Here is a 16,363-nt window from a genome sequence, read left to right on the forward strand (position 1 = left end):
CCATGGCGAACCGTTCTGCCGGAGGCGTGAGCCGGAACTCGCATGACACTGATCTCCGCTGGGGGGTCGCGGGCCTATGCACGGTGGTACTGCTGGTAGTCGCGATCAGTGCGGTCTACGTCCACGGAACATCGCCCGAGCGAAAGTACTCCGCCGAGATGGCGGAAGCCGGCGCGATCCGCACCGGCGATGATGTCCGGATCGCCGGCGTGCCCGTGGGCACGGTGAAGTCGCTGACCCTGCTACCGGATCGCGTCCGGATGGATTTCACCGTCGCCGCCGAGGTGTTCATCGGCGATATGACCACGCTCGACATTCGTATGCTGACCGTCGTCGGCGGTTATTACGTCGCCGTCCAACCCGCCGGTACGGCGCCGCTCGGGACGGCCGTCATTCCGCGCGAACGGGTCATACTGCCGTACAACCTGACTCAGGCGTTCCAGGACGCGGTGCGGCCCCTTCGGCAGATCGACGGCGATGTCCTGCGTCAGGACCTGGCGGCACTGTCGGCCTCGCTCGACAAGAGTCCTGATTCCGTGCGCGCCGCCGTGCGGGCGGCCGGTGACCTGGTCGGGATACTCGACAGGCAGAACGCGGACATCTCCCGCACCCTGGCCATTGCCGACGAGTACGTCACCGCCCTGAACGCGAATTCCGATGTGCTGGCGCGGCTGCTGACCAGGCTGGGAACCCTCGACACGATCGTGCAGAACAACAAGATGGAGGTCGCCCGAGCACTGCAAGATCTGGCGGCTGTTCTGCAGAGCCTCACCCCACTGGGTCGAGCGTGGGACGAATCGCTGAAACAGCGAGTACAGCCGCTCGCTGACGCGATTCCCAGGCTGGAAGAGCTCGGCGGGCGCCTGGGCGCACTCCTGGAGTCCCTGCGCGGCCTCCAGCAGCGACTGCTTCCGCTGCTGCCCGTGGATGGCGGCGTGACCGTCGACCAGACCGGCGCGACAGTCCAGCTGCCCACAGTCTGCGTACCGGTGCCGGGAGGCGGATGCTGATGCTGACACGGTTCCTGGGATCGCGCGGAATGATGTCCACCGCAGTTGTTCTCACCTTTGTCTCGGCCGCCGCGATCGGGTTGCGGCTCAGTACACCGCACCTGCCGATGCGCGACTACTGCGCCGATATGCCCGACAGTATCGGTCTGTACGAAGGCAGCGCGGTCACCATCATGGGTGTGCAGGTCGGCCGAGTAACCGACGTCCAGCCCATCAGAACCTCGGCCCGTGTCCGCTTCACCGTGCGCGCCGACCGCACACTGCCACCGGACATCGGAGCCGTGACGGTCAGTGACACATTGGTCTCCGATCGGAAACTTGCGCTCATCGGTGCCGAACCGTCAGGCCCAGGCTGGGATTCGCGGCATTGCATCACCAAGACTCTGACACCCAAGAGCCTGTCGCAGACCTTCGATGCCCTCGCGGGGCTCGCCGATCGGCTCAACGGCGCCGGAGATCCCGCGCAACGCAACGCTTTCGGCGCCGGCCTCGACGCGCTCGACCGTGCCACCGCCGGAACCGGTGACCAGATCAACGAGATCATCCGTCGACTCGGCGACGCACTCGCGGCTCCCGATGCGGCGATCGGCCATCTCGGACAACTGCTCGACGCCCTCGCCGAACTCGCGCACCGGGCCCGCGGCGGATGGTCGGAGGTGGAGGCCTCGATCACGGGGCTGCCGCAGACCTTCGGTGATATCAACACTCTCGCGTTTCCACCGATCATCGAACTCGTCGCGCGCTCGCCGATCTGCTACCACAGCTCAACGATGTCATCATGATGGTCGGTTCTCCGGCGCTGCGAGCGTTGGATTCCATTCCCGATCTCGCCGCCATGATCGCGGCAGGCGTGGGCTCGCTCGCCGAGATCATTCGCAGCACACCGGCCATCGCCAGTGGATTCGCCGGGGCGATCGACCCGGCCACGAGACAACTGACCATCGGCTATGCACCGCCGAAACTCGCACTGGCGCAATCGGACGCGGCTCAGATCTGTGCGGCGTTGGAGGCGATCGCCACGCAGCGGTGCCAGACCTCCGCGAATGGCGCCGTGACGGTGCCTGCCATACCCCTACTTCTGGCGGCGGTGAGCAGCAAATGAAGCGAATTCCCTTCGTCACCGAGCGGGCCGGGACGCGCGCGCTCGTCGCACTGACGGTGGCGCTGGCTGCCGCCGGATGCGGCTTCCAGCCGGGCGATGCGCCTTTGCCTGGAGCCGGAGTCGGCGGGCCGACCTATCACCTCCGGATCGAGTTCGCCGATGTGCTCAACCTGCCGCAAGGCGCCAAGGTGATCGCCGACGGCGTCCGCGTGGGTCAGCTGACCGAGGTCACCCTCGTCGATCCTGTCGCGGCTACGCCGAATCGGCCCGCGCGCCGGGGATACGTCGTCGCCGACGTCGCCATCCGCGCGTCGGTGCGGCTGCGGACGGGTACCACCGCAGAACTGCGCCAGGAAACCCCGCTGGGCGATGTGCATATCTCCCTCACCGAACCGCAGATCACGACCTCGGGTGAGCTGGAGCCGGGTGCGACCATCCCGCTGTCGGATACCACGCAGTCGCCGCCGATCGAGGACATCTTGGCCGGGCTGTCCACCTTCGTCGGCAGCGGCGTGGTGAACGATATCCAGAGCATCGTCCGCGAGATGAATGCCGTCCTGCCCGAGGACCCACGTGACACCGCGCGGATCGCCGCGATTCTGGGTTCCGATCTGATCGACCTGGGGGACCATCTCGAGTCGGTCGACGCGGTGCTCGACGGTATGCGAGCTACCGTAGACGACGGTCTGGGGCAGAATCTCTCGACTTTCGACGAGCTGCTCACCCCCTACGGTGTCCAGCAGACCACCGATTCGGTGAACGCGCAGATCGGCGTCATCTTCGTGCTGACGGCGCTGGGGCCGCTCGCCCCCAGCGCCCAGTGGCTGGGACCACTGCTGCAATCACTCGATGGCACCACGCGGGCCGTGGTGCCCATGCTGTTCGGCGGGCGTCCGCTCGACACCAGTTCGCCGTCGAATCTGAGGCAACTGGTCGATCTGTTGCACACCAGGGTCATTCCGTTCGTCGAGCGTGGTCCGAAGGTCAACCTGGTCGACGTCACCGTAGCCGCGTCGTCCGGGGTTACCACGCTGTCCCCGGCCGAACAGAACATGCGCATCGTCGACACCCTGCGGATGATCGGAGCCGTTCGATGAACCTTCGCGCATGGGTGTCACTCTCCGCGATCGCGGCGGTGTTGGTCCTCGGTGTCGTGTACATGTCGCTCGGCGTGCTCCACCTCGATCCGCGACGGACCCACATCACGGTCGATATGTACCTGGACAACTCGGGTGGACTCGGTCCGAACGCTCCGGTGTTGCTCACCGGCGTGCAGGTGGGCAGGGCCGAAACGGTGCGCAAACAAGCCACCGGTGTGCTCGTCCGACTGAGGATCGACAGCCGATACCGGATACCCGAGGCCAGCACCGTGCGTGTCGAACAGCTGTCGGCGCTCGGCGAGTCCTATATCGCCTTCGCCCCCGACGACAGTGGCGGGCCGTATCTGCGGGACGGACAGGTCGTCGCGACGAGCCGGATCCGGATGCCGATGACCATCACCGCGCTGTCGGCCGAACTGGTCGAGTTGCTGGATCAGGTTCATCCCGAGGCGATCGCAAATCTGGTGGACACGTTCGACCGCGCGCTGGCCGGAACGGATACCGCGATGCGGACGTTGCAGCGGTCGACCACTCTGCTCGCAGCCGTCCTGCTGAGCCGTACCGAATCCATTCGGCAGCTGTTCAGCGATATACAGGCCATAGGCGGCGATATGGAGTGGCTGGGACCGGCATTCGCCGATGCGGGTCCGAAGTTCGGCTATTTCGGAATCACCCTGAGCGCGATCGTCGAATCCGGATCGGCACTCGTCGAAAGACGCCGGTAGCCGACTACTTCACCGGCGACGGGCTCGTCCCCTTTCTCGCCGAGCTGACCGACCTACTGAACAAGATCGGCCCGAGCGTCGCGCCACTGGGGCCGGCGCTGGAGCCCGTGGTGCGAGATGCGGTGAACCGAACACCCGTCCTCGACATCAGCGCATTGATCGACCAAGCGCTACAAGGCGTCGGCGCCGACGGCACAGTGCATTTCCGAATCGGCATCAAGTAGCTCGGCAGGCTCGGACGCCCCGATCCACAGTGAGGACAGAACATGACCACCGCGACAAATGAAGACAAAGGCCGGATCGAGGCGACGGACGAATCCACAGAGCCCGCTGGAGATGACAAACACCCGCGCACCCTGCAGATTCGCCTGTCCACCATCCTGATCGGCGTTCTCGTGGTCGTGGCCGGGACCTTCGCGGGGATGTACTGGTCCGCGCGATCGACCATCGCGGACCGGGACGCCCGAGCCGCCGACAACCGGCACGCCGAACAGGTCGCTTCGGATTACGCGGTGGGCGCGTCGACGATCGATTACCGCGACCTCGGGGCGTGGCTGGGCCGACTCCGATCCGCTACCACCCCTCAACTATCGGCGAAGTTCGACGCGACTGCGCCGCAGTTGGAGCAGATTCTGCTGCCCTTGCAGTGGACCTCGACCGCGACACCGCTGTCCGCGGCCGTGATTTCCGAGTCCGGCGGAATCTACAAGGTCAACGCCTACCTCACAGTGGTCTCGACCAGTGCGCAGACACCGGACGGTGCTCAGACGACCGTCACCTACTCGCTGACCATCGACCGCAACTCGGGCTGGAAGATCACCGAGGTCGGGGGCGGTCTCCAGAGTGCGATCCCGGCGAGATAGGCAGGCCGCGGCGTAGTCAGCCATCCAGGAAGTTGGCTACCTGCACAGCGAAGGCTTCGGCGTGCTGGAAGAGGAAGGCATGACCGGCATCGCTGTATCCGAGCAGGGTGGCGTGGCCGGTGTGTTCGGCGGCGGTGTAGGACACGACTGCCGGTGTCATGATGTCGCGCAGGCCGGTGGCGTACAGGACCGGCTGGTCGAGGTTCTCCAGGTCCGCTCGCACCTGCTCGAAGGGAATCGAGGCGTTCTTGCCGATCGCGGTGATGTGGCCCTTGCCCGCTGCCTCGGATACGCCGGGCCCACCGGTGGCCAGCCGGGTCGCGACCCTGGCGAGGTAATCGTGCCCTGCGGCGCGGCCCGTATCGGTCTCAGGGAAGAACAGGTACACCAAGTCGTCGCCGGTGACCTCCGGCTTGGTCATGGTGGCGAACACCTTCGCGTCCGGAGCGGGTGCGGCGGGCGTCTGCCCACCGGGATTACTCGCCGCCAGTACCAGCTTGCGGACGAGGTCGGGCCGCCGCAGCGCCACCCGCTGGGCGACGGTGCCGCCGAGTGTCCAGCCGAGCAGATCCACCTGTGTCAGTCCGAGTGCTTCGATGAATTCGATTGCCCCGTCGGCGAATCCGTCGACGGAGTCACGGGGTTCACCGGTGGTGTAGCCGACGCCGATGTCATCGAAGATGATCACGTCGCGGTCGGCGGCCAGGTGGTCCAGTAGCTGCGGGTCCCACCAGTCGATGGTCGCGCGGACACGGTTCAGCAAGATCAGTGGGATGCCACCGCGTGGGCCCATGCGCCGATAGGTGAACCGGGCGGACGGAGCGTCCACGGTCAGGTTCTCAGTGGTGTCCGACAGATAGGTGCTCATGGTGAGCTCGCTTCCTGTTGTGGTGCGGGGTGTCAGGCGGGAAGCCGGTTGAGCTTGCGGAGTTGCTGGTCGAACATGCGGGCGGGCACGAGGCGGCGCATGGTGCCGACCCGAGCGGTCTGGCCGACGGGGTAGCGCAGTTTCGGCTTGGTGTCGGTGGCTGCGGTGACGATCGCCTTGGCGACGACAGCGGGATCATCGCCCGCCTTGACCGCCTCGGCCATGTATTCCTCGAACACCTGCCGATGCGTGGCATAGACGTCCAAGGGCTGGTCGGGCACCACACTGTTGGCATCGAAAGCGGTACTGGTCCAAGCCGGTTCGATGAGCAAGGCCCGGACGCCGTATTCACGAACCTCGTGGTCGAGTGATTCGGTATAGCCCTCGATCGCGTGCTTGGACGCGGCGTAGACGGCCATATAGGGCTGCGGCATGAATCCGACAATGGAGGAGATGTTGACGATGCGTCCGCTGCCCTGGGCGCGCATGTGCGGCAGGACCGCGTTGGTCATGCGGATGACGCCGAAGACGTTGATATCGAAGACCTTTTGTGCCTGTTGCACCGAGCTTTCCTCGGCCGCGCCCGCCGAGCCGATGCCCGCATTGTTGACCAGGATGTCGATCCGGCCGAACTGCGCGATCACCTTCGCGACGAGAGTGGTGACCGAGTCGTCACTGGTGACGTCGAGGTCGAGGAAGGTCACCCCGTCGGGCGGGGTCGAAGAGCTGGTGTTGCGGCCGGTTCCGATTACCTGGAGTCCCGACTCGACCAGGGCGAGGGCTGCTGCTCTTCCGATGCCGGAGGATGCGCCGGTGACGAGGGCTACGGGGCGTGATGTGATCATTGTGAGCTCCTGAACATCGCTTCGGGTGTGCTGTAACGAGATTCATGCGCCACCGGAGATGGCAGTTATCCGAGCCGCTAGCTGCTCGCGGCGACTTGGGGGTAGAGGATCGCCGGGTCGGCGGCGAGCCCGGCCTTGACCTGTCGTGTCAGGTCGTCGGCGATGACTTCCAGCGCGTCGGCCTCGATACCGTCGAGAGCTTGCGCCGCGACGCTGTGCGGGGACGTCTTGGGGGCATCGACTCCGGCGGTCAGATCGGTGTCCACGTAGCCGACGTGCAGTCCGGTAACCCTGATCCCACGCGAGTGCAGCGCGAGGCGCAGCGCGTTGGTCTGCGCCCACAGTGCCGCTTTGGATGCGCCGTAAGCATCGGTGCCCGGCACCGCGATCCACGACAACGCAGAATGAATGGTCAGGATGTGGCTGCCGCCGTTACGTTCCAGAATCGGCGCCAGAGCACGGGTGACGTGCAGCGATCCGAAGAAATTGACCTCGAACTCGCGGCGGATGTCGGTGATCGGGGAGTCGAGGAACGAGGAGCCCAGCGCGGCCCCGGCATTGTTGATCAGGATCGTGACGTCCGGCGCCTGCTCGGCCAGCGCTACGGCGGCATCCGGATCGGTGAGTTCCAATGCGAGTGGGTGCACATCCGGATGAGTGATGGTTCGGGGATCTCGGGCGGTGGCGTAGATCTTGGCGGCGCCGCGTGCGTAGAGCTGTTCCACCAGCGCCTTCCCGATGCCGCGGCTGCCGCCGGTGACGAGTGCTACCGAATCTTTGATGCTGGTCATAGGCTGAACTCCTTCTGGAAACCGATCTGTTTCCACCAGGGTAAACAGATCGGTTTCCAAAGCGCAAGGGGATGGCTAATCTGAGATCTATGACCGACCCGATACCACCGGTAGCCTCCGGTTCCAGTTCCACCCGCGACCGGTTGCTCGACACCGCCGCGCAGTTGTTCTACGAACAAGGCGTCCACGTGGGCGTCGATGCGCTATGCAAAGCGGCCGGAGTGTCCAAGCGCTCGATGTACAAACTGTTCAACAGCAAGGACGAGCTGGTAGCCGCCAGCCTGGAACGCATCGCCCCGGATTATCAGGCCGCCCTGCTACCGGCCGACGACGACCGATCGCCGCGCGAGCGGATCCTGCACGTTTTCCAACGGCTGGAGTATCTGGAGCCGGTCCAAGATTTTCGCGGCTGCCCGTATGTCGCCGCGGCGGTCCAACTCAAGTCACCCGAACACCCGGGCAGCCTGGTCGCTCGCCGACACAAGGATGGCCTGACCTCGTTCTTTCAGCACGAGGCCGAGCGCGGTGGCGCGCGCGACCCCGCGCAGCTCGCCCGGCAACTGACCCTCGTTTTCGACGGGGCCAGCGCCCGATCTGTCGTCCAAGCGCAGCACCTCGACGGCCTCGCCGTCGCCACCGCCACCACACTCCTCGACGGCGCCGGTGTCGGTGGTTCCCTGCCTCCCGACGGGTTCGCCCAGAACGCGACCGTCTCGGACGCGGGCGCGCGGGATTGACGCCCGCATCGGAGGCTGTCTCGACGCTGCCTGACGGGTCGAGCGTGGCGGCGACGAGGTCGGTTCGGCAGGCCGAGGCCACGCCGAGATCGGTCGGCGCCACACCATCCGAACGTCGATCACCGCGACCGCCCGCGGCTGGTTCGCCGGTCTTCGGTGCGCCGAAGCCGTTGCCGTCAGATGTGGTTGCGCCGGTGAGCTATTAATGAAACCTGCTGCGAGACAGCGCCTCTCGCGCTAACCTGGTAGCTGGGATCCTCCACCGAAGTTGGTGGCCACTCGAGTGCTGGTTTGGCTTTTCTTTGATCCACCGCATGACTCAGGTTCTACAAGCGTTTCGAAAACTACGCAGTCCCTCGCCGGGGATATGCGGGTATACAGTCGCGTTCAGGGGAGTAGGAACCATGCAAATCACGCCTGTGGTAAACAACGCACAATCTTCTTTCAGCCAAACGATGACCAGCAACGGGGGGACGCTCTACATACAGTTCGCGGGCTCGGGCTGGCGCGGCAGCGCCGGGAAAATCAGCGTCGATTTGCTGATGGACGGGACCGTCATCGCCACCGCGTCGGTCTATACGAACGAAGCCACTTCGCACAAAGCGCTGGTCCCGGTCGCGATCGTCATCCCGGCGGCCGCCGGGCAGCACACCTTCACCGTCGCACCGACGCCGGGCAGCGGCACAAACATCGACCAAAACGACTATTTCACTGTCACGGTAAACGAGACCACCCCCAACCACTTCGAAAAGGGCAAATCCTATGTGGGCTACCTGGTCTCGCCGGGATGGGCCCTCACGAGCGGTACCGGATGGCGGGAGTGGCGAGAGCCCATCACATTCGCTGAATCGTTCAACTCGCCACCGGAAGTCACGGTGGGGCTTTCTATGGTCGACATCGGGAACGGCGCCAATTCTCGGGTGGCGGTCGACGCGGAAAACGTCACGGGCCAGGGTTTCGATCTCGTGGTGAAGGCGTGGGGCGACACCGTCTTGTACAGCGTCAATGTCGATTGGCTGGCGTTCGGCGACGCACAGTAGCGAGCCCTTGCTCGCAGGCAGGTAGTCGACCGGAGTGAGTTCGGTTCGCAACAGTCCACGGAAGGTACCTCCGTGGACTGTTCGCGTAATGCTGCTGCGGACAGGGTGGAGGTGCCGGCCGCACCGATCCAGCCCATCGACTCCTGAAACGTCCTGCGCCATTTGTGTTGGCACATTGAACAATTCGAGGTGACATCACCCGGCGATGTCCGGGCGCATGGCTTTGAGGAAAATTTCGACGAGGGCGTCGGCGTACTCGGGGGTGAGCGGGCCGGAGCGGAGCAGCCAGCGCTGGTAAAGGGGCGCGTAGAGCAATTCGAGTGCCAGGTCGAGGTCGGCATCGGCGGCGAGTTGCCCGGCGCGTTGCGCGCTGCGCAGCCGGTCCTTCTTGGCCTCGTCCACGGGGCCGGCCAGTTTGGCGCGGTATTGGGCAGCCAGGGCGGGGTCGTTGATGATCTCGGTGTTGAGCGCGCGGATCGGGCTCTCGAACGCGGGGTCGGCGAACTCGGCCACCGTCGCCCGCATCACCACTTTGAGGTCGGCCTCCAGGTCGCCGGTGTCGGGCAGCGCCATGCTCTGCTCCGGCCCGCCCTCGCTGAGTGCCAGAAAGGCGTCCAAGACCACCGCGCCCTTGGAGGGCCACCAGCGGTAGATGGTCTGTTTCCCCACACCGGCTCTGGCCGCGATGGCCTCGATGGACAGCTTGGCGTATCCCATTTCGGAGACCAGCTCGCGGGTCGCGGTGAGGATGGCCTGCCGGGAGCGCTCGCTGCGGCGCGTGGGATCGGGCTGTTTGACCATGCCCGGATATTAGCACGTGTACAAGACGAGACGGACCGTCTTGACAGGCGAACGAGTCGAGACGTACCGTCTTGTCTCGTCGCAACGGAGCAAGCAAGAGGAGGTGGAGCCCATGGATCGCGTGTGGTTCATCACGGGTGCGTCACGAGGACTGGGCCGGGCGTTCGCGGAGGCGGCGCTGCAGGCGGGCGACCGGGTGGTCGGGGCCGCGCGCAACGTCGAGCCTCTCGCCGAACTCGCGGAGCAATATCCCGACGACCTGGTGCGGCTGCCGCTCGACGTCACCGACCGCGTGGCCGTGTTCGCGGCCGCGGAGCAGGCGTTCGCGGCTTTCGGCAGGCTCGACATCGTGGTCAACAACGCCGGCGCCATGCTCCTGGGCATGGTGGAGGAGGCGACCGAGGCGCAGATCAGAGCCCACTTCGACGTCAACCTGTTCGGCGCGGTCTGGGTGACCCAGGCCGTGCTGCCCTACCTGCGCGCACAGGGCGGCGGCCGCGTCCTGCAGGTCACAACGATGGGCACCGGCGGCGGTTTTCCCATGGTCGGCCTGTACGCGGCCGGCAAGTCGGCGCTCGACTCGGTGAGCGAGGCCGCGGCGATGGAGGCCGAGCAGTTCGGCGTCAAGCTCACCATCGTCCAGATGGGCGGCTACGACACCGGCCTGTTCACCACGGGCACCACGATGACGACGCCCGACCCGCACTACCAGCAGTTGCGCGACAAGCTGACCGAGATGTGGGGCGACGACGCCGGACCTGCCCCGGACACCGCTGCGCCCGTAATCATGGAGCTGGTGGACCTGCCCGATCCGCCGCGGCGTCTCATCGTCGGCGCCGGGTCGTTCGACGTGGTCCAGCAGGACCTTCAGGACCGCATGGCGAAGTATCGCGCCTGGGAGCACCTCAGCCGCAAGGTGCCCGGCTGACGTTCACCTCGAAACGAAAAACTATGGGCGCCATGCCGATCCGCCGCAACGTCTGGGTCTACGTCAGCGCCCAGGTCGAGATCACCGACGTCGGCGCAGCCGGAGGTGCCGCCACCATCGACAACGAAGGCTCGGTGCCGTGACCATGGGCCCCGTCGAGGACCAGGGCCGATACACCTAGCTCAGAGAAGGCGACGTGGGTAATCGCCTTCGGACTGGTATCCGATCCGATATCGCCGCATCGCTGGCAGTCTCGGGGGAGAGTAGTAGCGGGAGGAGTGTCGGTGAATCAATACTCGGGGGACATGGTCGACCACTGGCGCCACGTCGTGGCCGGATCACCGGCCAATGATCAGCGACGGGTCGTGGCGCAGGCGGAGCTGGGTGCGGCGCTGCTCGGCCGGTACCGCGTGGTCCAAGCCCAGGAGGACCTGATCGAGGCCATTGTCGTGCTGGAGACTGCCATTCGCGCTCTGGCGGACAGCCCTCTGGCCATGGGCTTGGACACTCCGGAAGGCGTCGGTGCGGTGCTCTCCTTCGCCGACGCGTTGCTGGCCCGAGCCGAGGTGAGCGGCGACCCGCGGGACCTCGAAATCGCCGAGCAGTACCTGCAGTTCGCGGAGGACGTATCCACCGACCGAGCGCTGAGCGCGCTGCTGCTGCTCAAGACCTGCCAGGTGTATCAGGGCAAACACGAGTTCGACGGGTCGGTGGAAACGCTCTACGAAGCCATGGCTCATGCCAAACGCGCCGAGCACGGGATCAGCGAGGAGAACCGGGCCGTTCTGCACGGTGTCCATGCCCAGGCCCTGCTCCGCGCCTACCGACTCACCGGCGTCGAGGACTACGTCGATGAGGCCATGAGTCTGCTGTCCTCGGTGACCGCGACCGGGGCCAACCATGACCAGATCGTCGTGCTGATGGCCCAGTGCCTGCTGGCGAGGGCGAAGGAGACCACGCACACCGCCGATGTCGAACGGGCCGTCGCGCTGCTGCGGCAGCATATTCCGCAGACCAATGGGCCGCGTTTCATGGCCGGGCACACCTTGCTCATCCTGTTCGAGCGCACCGGGCGGGGCGACCTGCTGGACGAGGCCTGGCGATCCTTCTCCGCGGCGTTGGAGTCCGCGCCGAAGCAGCATCCGGACCATCGGACCGCGCTCGGCTATCTGTCCACAGTGGCCTTGACGGCTCATCAGCTGACCGGCGAGGTCGAACCGCTGGAGACGGCGGTCGGGCTTCGGCGCAGGGCCCTCGCCCTGTCCCCCCGAGCCGCCACCGTTCATGGCCGACACCTGGACCAGCTGGGCTATAGCCTCCGCAAGCTCTACGACATCACGCAGGAGCACGCCTATCTGGAGGAGGCGATCGCTCTGTTCCGGTCGGCGAACGACACCATGCATCCTCGCGATCCCCAGCGGGTCGCCACCGGATTGTCCCTCGCCCAGGCATTGCGTGCGACCTACCTGCGCACGGGTGACCCGGCCTGCCTGACCGATGCCGCCCAGTTCGCCCTCGCCGCCGGACGGATCGAGTCCGGCTCTGTGCCGATGCGAATCCGGGCTTTCGGCAAGGCAGGCCACGCGCTGGCCACACTGGGCCGCTGGGCGGCCGCCACGGACGGTTTCGGTGAAGCCATCGCGCTGCTACCACGCCTGGCCTCCCGGGGACGCACCCGCCTCGACCAATACGCCGACCTCGGCTCCACGGCCGGGCTGGCAGCGGATGCCGCGTCCTGCGCGGTGAATGCCGGGCAGCCGGAGCGGGCGCTGGAGCTATTGGAGCGGGGCCGGGGGTTGTTGCTGAACCAACGGCTGGCACCGGGTGGTGAGCTGGCCGCGCTCGAGCGCGCCGATGAAGGCCTTGCGGCGGAATTCCAGCGGATGCGTCGGGACTTCGAAACACCGGCGCCCGAGCTGCCGAGGCCCACCACCTTCGGCCGGGGCCGGGAAACCGAATGGATGGTCTTGCTCGACACCATCCGGGCGGTGCCCGGCATGAGTGACTTCCTGCGCCCACCCAGCGCACGGCGGTTGCTCGACCAGTTGGCCGAGACCGTGGTGATCCCGATTCCGAGCGAGGTGCGCTGCGACGCGCTCATCTTGCGCGACCATCGCGCCGAGGTGCTGCCACTGCCCGATCTGTCACTCACCGACGCGATAGCGAATCTGCGGCTATTGCAGGATGCCGCCACCACAGCTCATGACCCCTCGGTCGGAGCGCGGGTTCGGATGCGGGCGCAGTCGGTGCTCACCGAGGTGCTGGACTGGTTGTGGCGCTCCGTCGTGGGGCCGGTACTGGACCGGCTCTGCGCGTACGGTGGGGCCGATCAATTGCCGCGCGTGTGGTGGTGCCCGGTCGGGCCGCTGGGCTTTTTCCCGTTGCACGCCGCCCAATCCAGCACCGGAGAATCAGCGCTCGACCGGGTGGTCTCCTCCTACACCCCGACCGTGACAGCGCTCGCCCGGCTGCGTAACCGGCCACGGGTGGCTCGCCCCGGCGCCCGGTCCTGCATCGTGGCGATGCGTCACACTCCCGGCGGGCCAGGTGCCCTGCCCGCCGCCGAGCGCGAAGCAGCGCTGGCGGGGGAGGCGCTGCCCGACGCGTGGACCGGGATGGACGAGACAGCTTCCCGGCACCAAGTCTTGAAACGGCTGGCCGGATCGGTCTACGCGCACTTCGCGTGTCACGCGGTGGCCGATCTGCAGGACCCTGCGCAAGGGAGGCTGCTCATCCACGACCATCAGGACAACCCGCTCACCGTGGCCGACGTATCCGAACTCGATCTCGACGCCGAACTCGGATTCCTGTCGGCCTGCGCGACCTCGCAAGCCCCGCTGAACCTGATCGACGAATCACTGCACATCACCGGCGCTTTCCAACTCGCCGGATTCCGGCATGTCATCGGCACCCTGTGGGAGATCGATGACGCGATCTCCCTCGAGCTGGCCACTGCCTTCTACCGTGCAGGCAACCCGGGCGACGCGGCGGCGTACGCGCTGCACTCGGCCGTACGCGAACTCCGGGACCGCTATCCCCGCACACCGACACTGTGGGCCGCCCACATCCACAGCGGCGGGTGACCACAGCCCTCAGCGGGCACGCCGCAGCACAGCACGAGCCTCTTCGGTCTTGGGATGACCGGGTCCGGCCACGCGCTCCCACCCCGCCAGCGCGGCTCGCGCCTCGCTGGGCGCCCGGCGGTCACCCGCCTCGACCAGCAACTCAGCGAACAAACTGCGCGTATCCAACGTTGCGGGATGATCGGCGCCCCTGCCCCGTTCACTGTCCGGCACCGTGGTCGCCAGCAAGCGAATCGCGTCGGCGCGCCTGTCTACTCCGGCCAGCGCTCTTGCCAGGGAGTGCCGAGCATGCAGGCTCGTCTCGTCCGTGTCATCGAGCACGCGCCCCACATCGGCGGCCAGCGCTCGAGCGGCATCGATCGCCTCCGCGGCCCGACCCGAATCGAGCAGAATGACCAGAAGGTTGCTGCGGGCGTTAAGCGTCACGGGATCGGTGGCGCCCAGTGTCCTGCTCATCCGCTTGATCACAGTCCGCATAGCGCGCTCAGCCTGATCGGTCCTACCCTGCAAGTGGTCGATTCCCGCCAGTTTCAGCTGGCAAATCAAGGTGTTCGCGTCGGCCTCTCCCAACGTTCGCGTCATGCCATCGGCGACTCGCCGCAAGAGCGGCTCGGCCTCGGTAATTCGACCCAGCTCGATCAACAACCAGCCCAGATTGTTGCCGCTGGTCAGCGTGTCCGCGTGTGATTCCCCCAGCACACGGCAGCGCGCCCCATAAGTCGCTCGCTGAACACGCTCCGCTTCATCGAAGGAGCCACCTTGCCAGAGCGCGAAGGCCAGACTGTGCTTGCTGCGCAAGGTGTCGGGATGCTCTGGCCCCAGCGCCGAGCTGCGCAGACTCACGAGCTCCCGATAGACCGTCACAGCAACGTCGATTTCGTTGTCCCGCATCAACTCCTGCGCATAGCGGGATCCCATCTCCAAGGTGCGTTCGTCGGTCGCGCCGTATTGATTCCCGTAGGCGAAATACTGCAGCGCGGCAGCCATCGTCGTACCCAGGTCCTCGCTGGCGACAGTCCGGCCGTCCCTTTGGATACTGACTTCCAGGGTCAGCCTCGGCGGCGGTTGCCGTGGCGCCTCGCTGTCGGGCTCGCGTCTGCGCTTGAACCATCTACCCAAATGACCTACCCCCTGCGGTGCCGGCAACTCACGGCCGAATCATTGAATACAAGACTATCCCGCCTGAAAGATGTGATGGCGCATGAACCTCAGCGAAGTCTGCCCGCCCTGAACGGCCGTCAACTCGAAGTGCACCTGGTCAGCGGGTCTGCTCGGCCACAGCGACGACCAAATGAGTCGGTTGGGGCGCTCCGCCTCGAGGACTCTGGGTTCGACTTCATCTGAAAGCAGTTCGAGCGCCCGGCCGGCGAGGCTCAGAAAGAGACTCCCAGACGACGCTGGGAGGTGCCGGCAGGCTACGTGCCCTCGAACCAATTTCGATCACGTCAGCAGCGTAGAGGGATCCGCCCAGCATTCGCCCTCTGCGGCAGACGCGGACGTTGAACTGACCACTGAGGCTCTTCGCCGCCGTGATGTCTGCCGGAGAACGGATCCGAGAGCCGAACACTCCCTCAGCGTGCGAGTCTGATCGCCGACATAGAAGCCAACGGCGATCGACGAGATCGGCTTCAGCCGGGGAGTTTGCCGAGCAGCCAGCTGCCGACGCCTTCTGGATTCTCGTCGAAGTAATAATCGTAGATGGCTTGTAGCAGATCGTCAGTGGTGACGAAGCCGTCGCCGTCGGTGTCGAGCCTTCGGTGGATTTCGCGGGCATCGTCGGCAGGCAGGTGCATGAGTGCCCCTGTCCAGCGGACGTAATCCTCGACGTTCAGTTTGCCGTCGCCGTCGACGTCGGCGATCGCCATGATCGCCGCGAGGAACGGCCGGTAGCCCTCTTCGAATGATTCCTCGGTCACCAGCAGACCCTCCGCGAAAGCCTGCTTGTACTCGGAGAGATCGACCGATCTGTCGATGTTCACATCACCCACCGATGCCAGCCGCCCCCACAGCTGCAGACTCAGTTGCAGCAACTGCTGCGCGGCAGGCGAATCCGGTTCGTGGCCGAACTCCGCGGCCACCGCGCGCGCCGAGCTGTCGAAATCGCTGCGCTCGATCCGGCCGTCTCCGTCGAAATCGAACGTCGCGAACCGCCGCTCCAGCTTGCGCGTCAAGAACTCGCTGATCTCCATGACCTGCCCCATCTACTCGGATCCGATCCTGACACCGTCGGCACTGTGACCGGTCGGCCACCAGCGGAATTCTCCGCCGGTCCCGACCGCGCCACACGACGAATCCCGATTCCCAGTCAGCGCCGTCATTCCGACGCTTGCCGCTGTCGACAGTAACTCGTCGGCCGATATCCGCATCGGGTAGCACAAGGGTTGGTATAGGCAGGGTGTGTGCAATTGGGCGGGATGCCGCCGCCGAAGCATCGCATCTCTCGACACCGCTCTCCGCCCTCTAGAGCCAA

Annotated in this window: 16 protein-coding genes; 10 read left to right on the top strand and 6 right to left on the bottom strand. The window is 65.9% G+C overall.

What is annotated here, in order from left to right:
• Positions 1–2: 2 nt before the first annotated feature.
• From ON19_RS13175 to ON19_RS13195, 6 genes are all read left to right on the top strand, one after another.
• A complete protein-coding gene (locus tag ON19_RS13175) occupies positions 3–1,010 on the top strand; it encodes an MlaD family protein (protein ID WP_043690855.1) in 1,008 nt (335 codons plus the stop codon).
• On the top strand, positions 1,010–1,792 hold the full coding sequence (locus tag ON19_RS13180; RefSeq protein WP_227954779.1) for an MlaD family protein: 783 nt from the start codon (positions 1,010–1,012) through the stop codon (positions 1,790–1,792). Before ON19_RS13175 ends, ON19_RS13180 begins: the two co-directional genes overlap by 1 nt.
• A complete protein-coding gene (locus tag ON19_RS43705; RefSeq protein ID WP_227954780.1) occupies positions 1,789–2,112 on the top strand; it encodes a hypothetical protein in 324 nt (107 codons plus the stop codon). The genes ON19_RS13180 and ON19_RS43705 overlap by 4 nt, the downstream gene beginning before the upstream one ends.
• Entirely contained in the window at positions 2,109–3,209 is a 1,101-nt protein-coding gene (locus ON19_RS13185) for an MlaD family protein (protein ID WP_063709426.1), read from the top strand. Before ON19_RS43705 ends, ON19_RS13185 begins: the two co-directional genes overlap by 4 nt.
• A complete protein-coding gene (locus ON19_RS13190; protein WP_227954781.1) occupies positions 3,206–3,937 on the top strand; it encodes an MlaD family protein in 732 nt (243 codons plus the stop codon). Before ON19_RS13185 ends, ON19_RS13190 begins: the two co-directional genes overlap by 4 nt.
• Before the next feature lie 266 nt (positions 3,938–4,203).
• The gene (locus tag ON19_RS13195) at positions 4,204–4,800 is read left to right on the top strand and encodes a hypothetical protein (protein WP_043690857.1); all 597 of its coding nucleotides are present in this window, start codon (positions 4,204–4,206) and stop codon (positions 4,798–4,800) included.
• A gap of 16 nt (positions 4,801–4,816) precedes the next feature.
• Here the strand turns inward: ON19_RS13195 and ON19_RS13200 are convergent, their stop codons facing one another.
• The 3 genes from ON19_RS13200 to ON19_RS13210 all read right to left on the bottom strand — a co-directional run bounded on the left by ON19_RS13200 (position 4,817) and on the right by ON19_RS13210 (position 7,304).
• The gene (locus ON19_RS13200) at positions 4,817–5,668 is read right to left on the bottom strand and encodes an alpha/beta fold hydrolase (protein WP_043690860.1); all 852 of its coding nucleotides are present in this window, start codon (positions 5,666–5,668) and stop codon (positions 4,817–4,819) included.
• Positions 5,669–5,700: 32 nt separating this feature from the next.
• On the bottom strand, positions 5,701–6,513 hold the full coding sequence (locus ON19_RS13205; RefSeq protein ID WP_083899338.1) for an oxidoreductase: 813 nt from the start codon (positions 6,511–6,513) through the stop codon (positions 5,701–5,703).
• Between the two features lie 77 nt (positions 6,514–6,590).
• Entirely contained in the window at positions 6,591–7,304 is a 714-nt protein-coding gene (locus tag ON19_RS13210; protein WP_043690861.1) for an SDR family oxidoreductase, read from the bottom strand.
• Positions 7,305–7,393: 89 nt separating this feature from the next.
• Here ON19_RS13210 and ON19_RS13215 point away from each other — a divergent pair, with 89 nt between their 5' ends.
• Positions 7,394–8,041 (top strand): TetR/AcrR family transcriptional regulator, encoded by a 648-nt coding sequence (locus tag ON19_RS13215; protein WP_051168818.1) that lies wholly within the window; start codon positions 7,394–7,396, stop codon positions 8,039–8,041.
• Positions 8,042–8,445: 404 nt separating this feature from the next.
• Positions 8,446–9,081 (top strand): H-type lectin domain-containing protein, encoded by a 636-nt coding sequence (locus ON19_RS40170; protein ID WP_157229690.1) that lies wholly within the window; start codon positions 8,446–8,448, stop codon positions 9,079–9,081.
• A 195-nt stretch (positions 9,082–9,276) separates the two neighbouring features.
• Here ON19_RS40170 and ON19_RS13225 read toward each other — a convergent pair whose 3' ends face one another.
• The gene (locus ON19_RS13225; RefSeq protein WP_043690865.1) at positions 9,277–9,882 is read right to left on the bottom strand and encodes a TetR/AcrR family transcriptional regulator; all 606 of its coding nucleotides are present in this window, start codon (positions 9,880–9,882) and stop codon (positions 9,277–9,279) included.
• A 112-nt stretch (positions 9,883–9,994) separates the two neighbouring features.
• On the opposite strand from ON19_RS13225, the gene ON19_RS13230 reads away from it, so the two are divergent.
• On the top strand, positions 9,995–10,810 hold the full coding sequence (locus tag ON19_RS13230; RefSeq protein WP_043690868.1) for an SDR family NAD(P)-dependent oxidoreductase: 816 nt from the start codon (positions 9,995–9,997) through the stop codon (positions 10,808–10,810).
• 284 nt (positions 10,811–11,094) lie between these two features.
• Entirely contained in the window at positions 11,095–13,893 is a 2,799-nt protein-coding gene (locus ON19_RS13235) for a CHAT domain-containing protein (RefSeq protein WP_157229691.1), read from the top strand.
• 9 nt (positions 13,894–13,902) lie between these two features.
• Here the strand turns inward: ON19_RS13235 and ON19_RS13240 are convergent, their stop codons facing one another.
• Both ON19_RS13240 and ON19_RS13250 read right to left on the bottom strand, forming a co-directional pair.
• A complete protein-coding gene (locus ON19_RS13240) occupies positions 13,903–14,880 on the bottom strand; it encodes a tetratricopeptide repeat protein (protein ID WP_043690872.1) in 978 nt (325 codons plus the stop codon).
• A 641-nt stretch (positions 14,881–15,521) separates the two neighbouring features.
• The gene (locus ON19_RS13250; protein WP_218006403.1) at positions 15,522–16,094 is read right to left on the bottom strand and encodes an EF-hand domain-containing protein; all 573 of its coding nucleotides are present in this window, start codon (positions 16,092–16,094) and stop codon (positions 15,522–15,524) included.
• Positions 16,095–16,363: the final 269 nt, after the last annotated feature.

It is taken from the genome of Nocardia abscessus NBRC 100374, assembly GCF_000308455.1.
GTDB lineage: Bacteria > Actinomycetota > Actinomycetes > Mycobacteriales > Mycobacteriaceae > Nocardia > Nocardia abscessus.

Coding starts and splice junctions, on each gene's coding strand:
- ON19_RS13175 (WP_043690855.1), top strand. CDS start 3: ATGGCGAACCGTTCTGCCGGAGGCGTGAGCCGGAACTCGCATGACACT.
- ON19_RS13180 (WP_227954779.1), top strand. CDS start 1,010: ATGCTGACACGGTTCCTGGGATCGCGCGGAATGATGTCCACCGCAGTT.
- ON19_RS43705 (WP_227954780.1), top strand. CDS start 1,789: ATGATGGTCGGTTCTCCGGCGCTGCGAGCGTTGGATTCCATTCCCGAT.
- ON19_RS13185 (WP_063709426.1), top strand. CDS start 2,109: ATGAAGCGAATTCCCTTCGTCACCGAGCGGGCCGGGACGCGCGCGCTC.
- ON19_RS13190 (WP_227954781.1), top strand. CDS start 3,206: ATGAACCTTCGCGCATGGGTGTCACTCTCCGCGATCGCGGCGGTGTTG.
- ON19_RS13195 (WP_043690857.1), top strand. CDS start 4,204: ATGACCACCGCGACAAATGAAGACAAAGGCCGGATCGAGGCGACGGAC.
- ON19_RS13200 (WP_043690860.1), bottom strand. CDS start 5,668: ATGAGCACCTATCTGTCGGACACCACTGAGAACCTGACCGTGGACGCT.
- ON19_RS13205 (WP_083899338.1), bottom strand. CDS start 6,513: ATGATCACATCACGCCCCGTAGCCCTCGTCACCGGCGCATCCTCCGGC.
- ON19_RS13210 (WP_043690861.1), bottom strand. CDS start 7,304: ATGACCAGCATCAAAGATTCGGTAGCACTCGTCACCGGCGGCAGCCGC.
- ON19_RS13215 (WP_051168818.1), top strand. CDS start 7,394: ATGACCGACCCGATACCACCGGTAGCCTCCGGTTCCAGTTCCACCCGC.
- ON19_RS40170 (WP_157229690.1), top strand. CDS start 8,446: ATGCAAATCACGCCTGTGGTAAACAACGCACAATCTTCTTTCAGCCAA.
- ON19_RS13225 (WP_043690865.1), bottom strand. CDS start 9,882: ATGGTCAAACAGCCCGATCCCACGCGCCGCAGCGAGCGCTCCCGGCAG.
- ON19_RS13230 (WP_043690868.1), top strand. CDS start 9,995: ATGGATCGCGTGTGGTTCATCACGGGTGCGTCACGAGGACTGGGCCGG.
- ON19_RS13240 (WP_043690872.1), bottom strand. CDS start 14,880: ATGGCTGCCGCGCTGCAGTATTTCGCCTACGGGAATCAATACGGCGCG.
- ON19_RS13250 (WP_218006403.1), bottom strand. CDS start 16,094: ATGGGGCAGGTCATGGAGATCAGCGAGTTCTTGACGCGCAAGCTGGAG.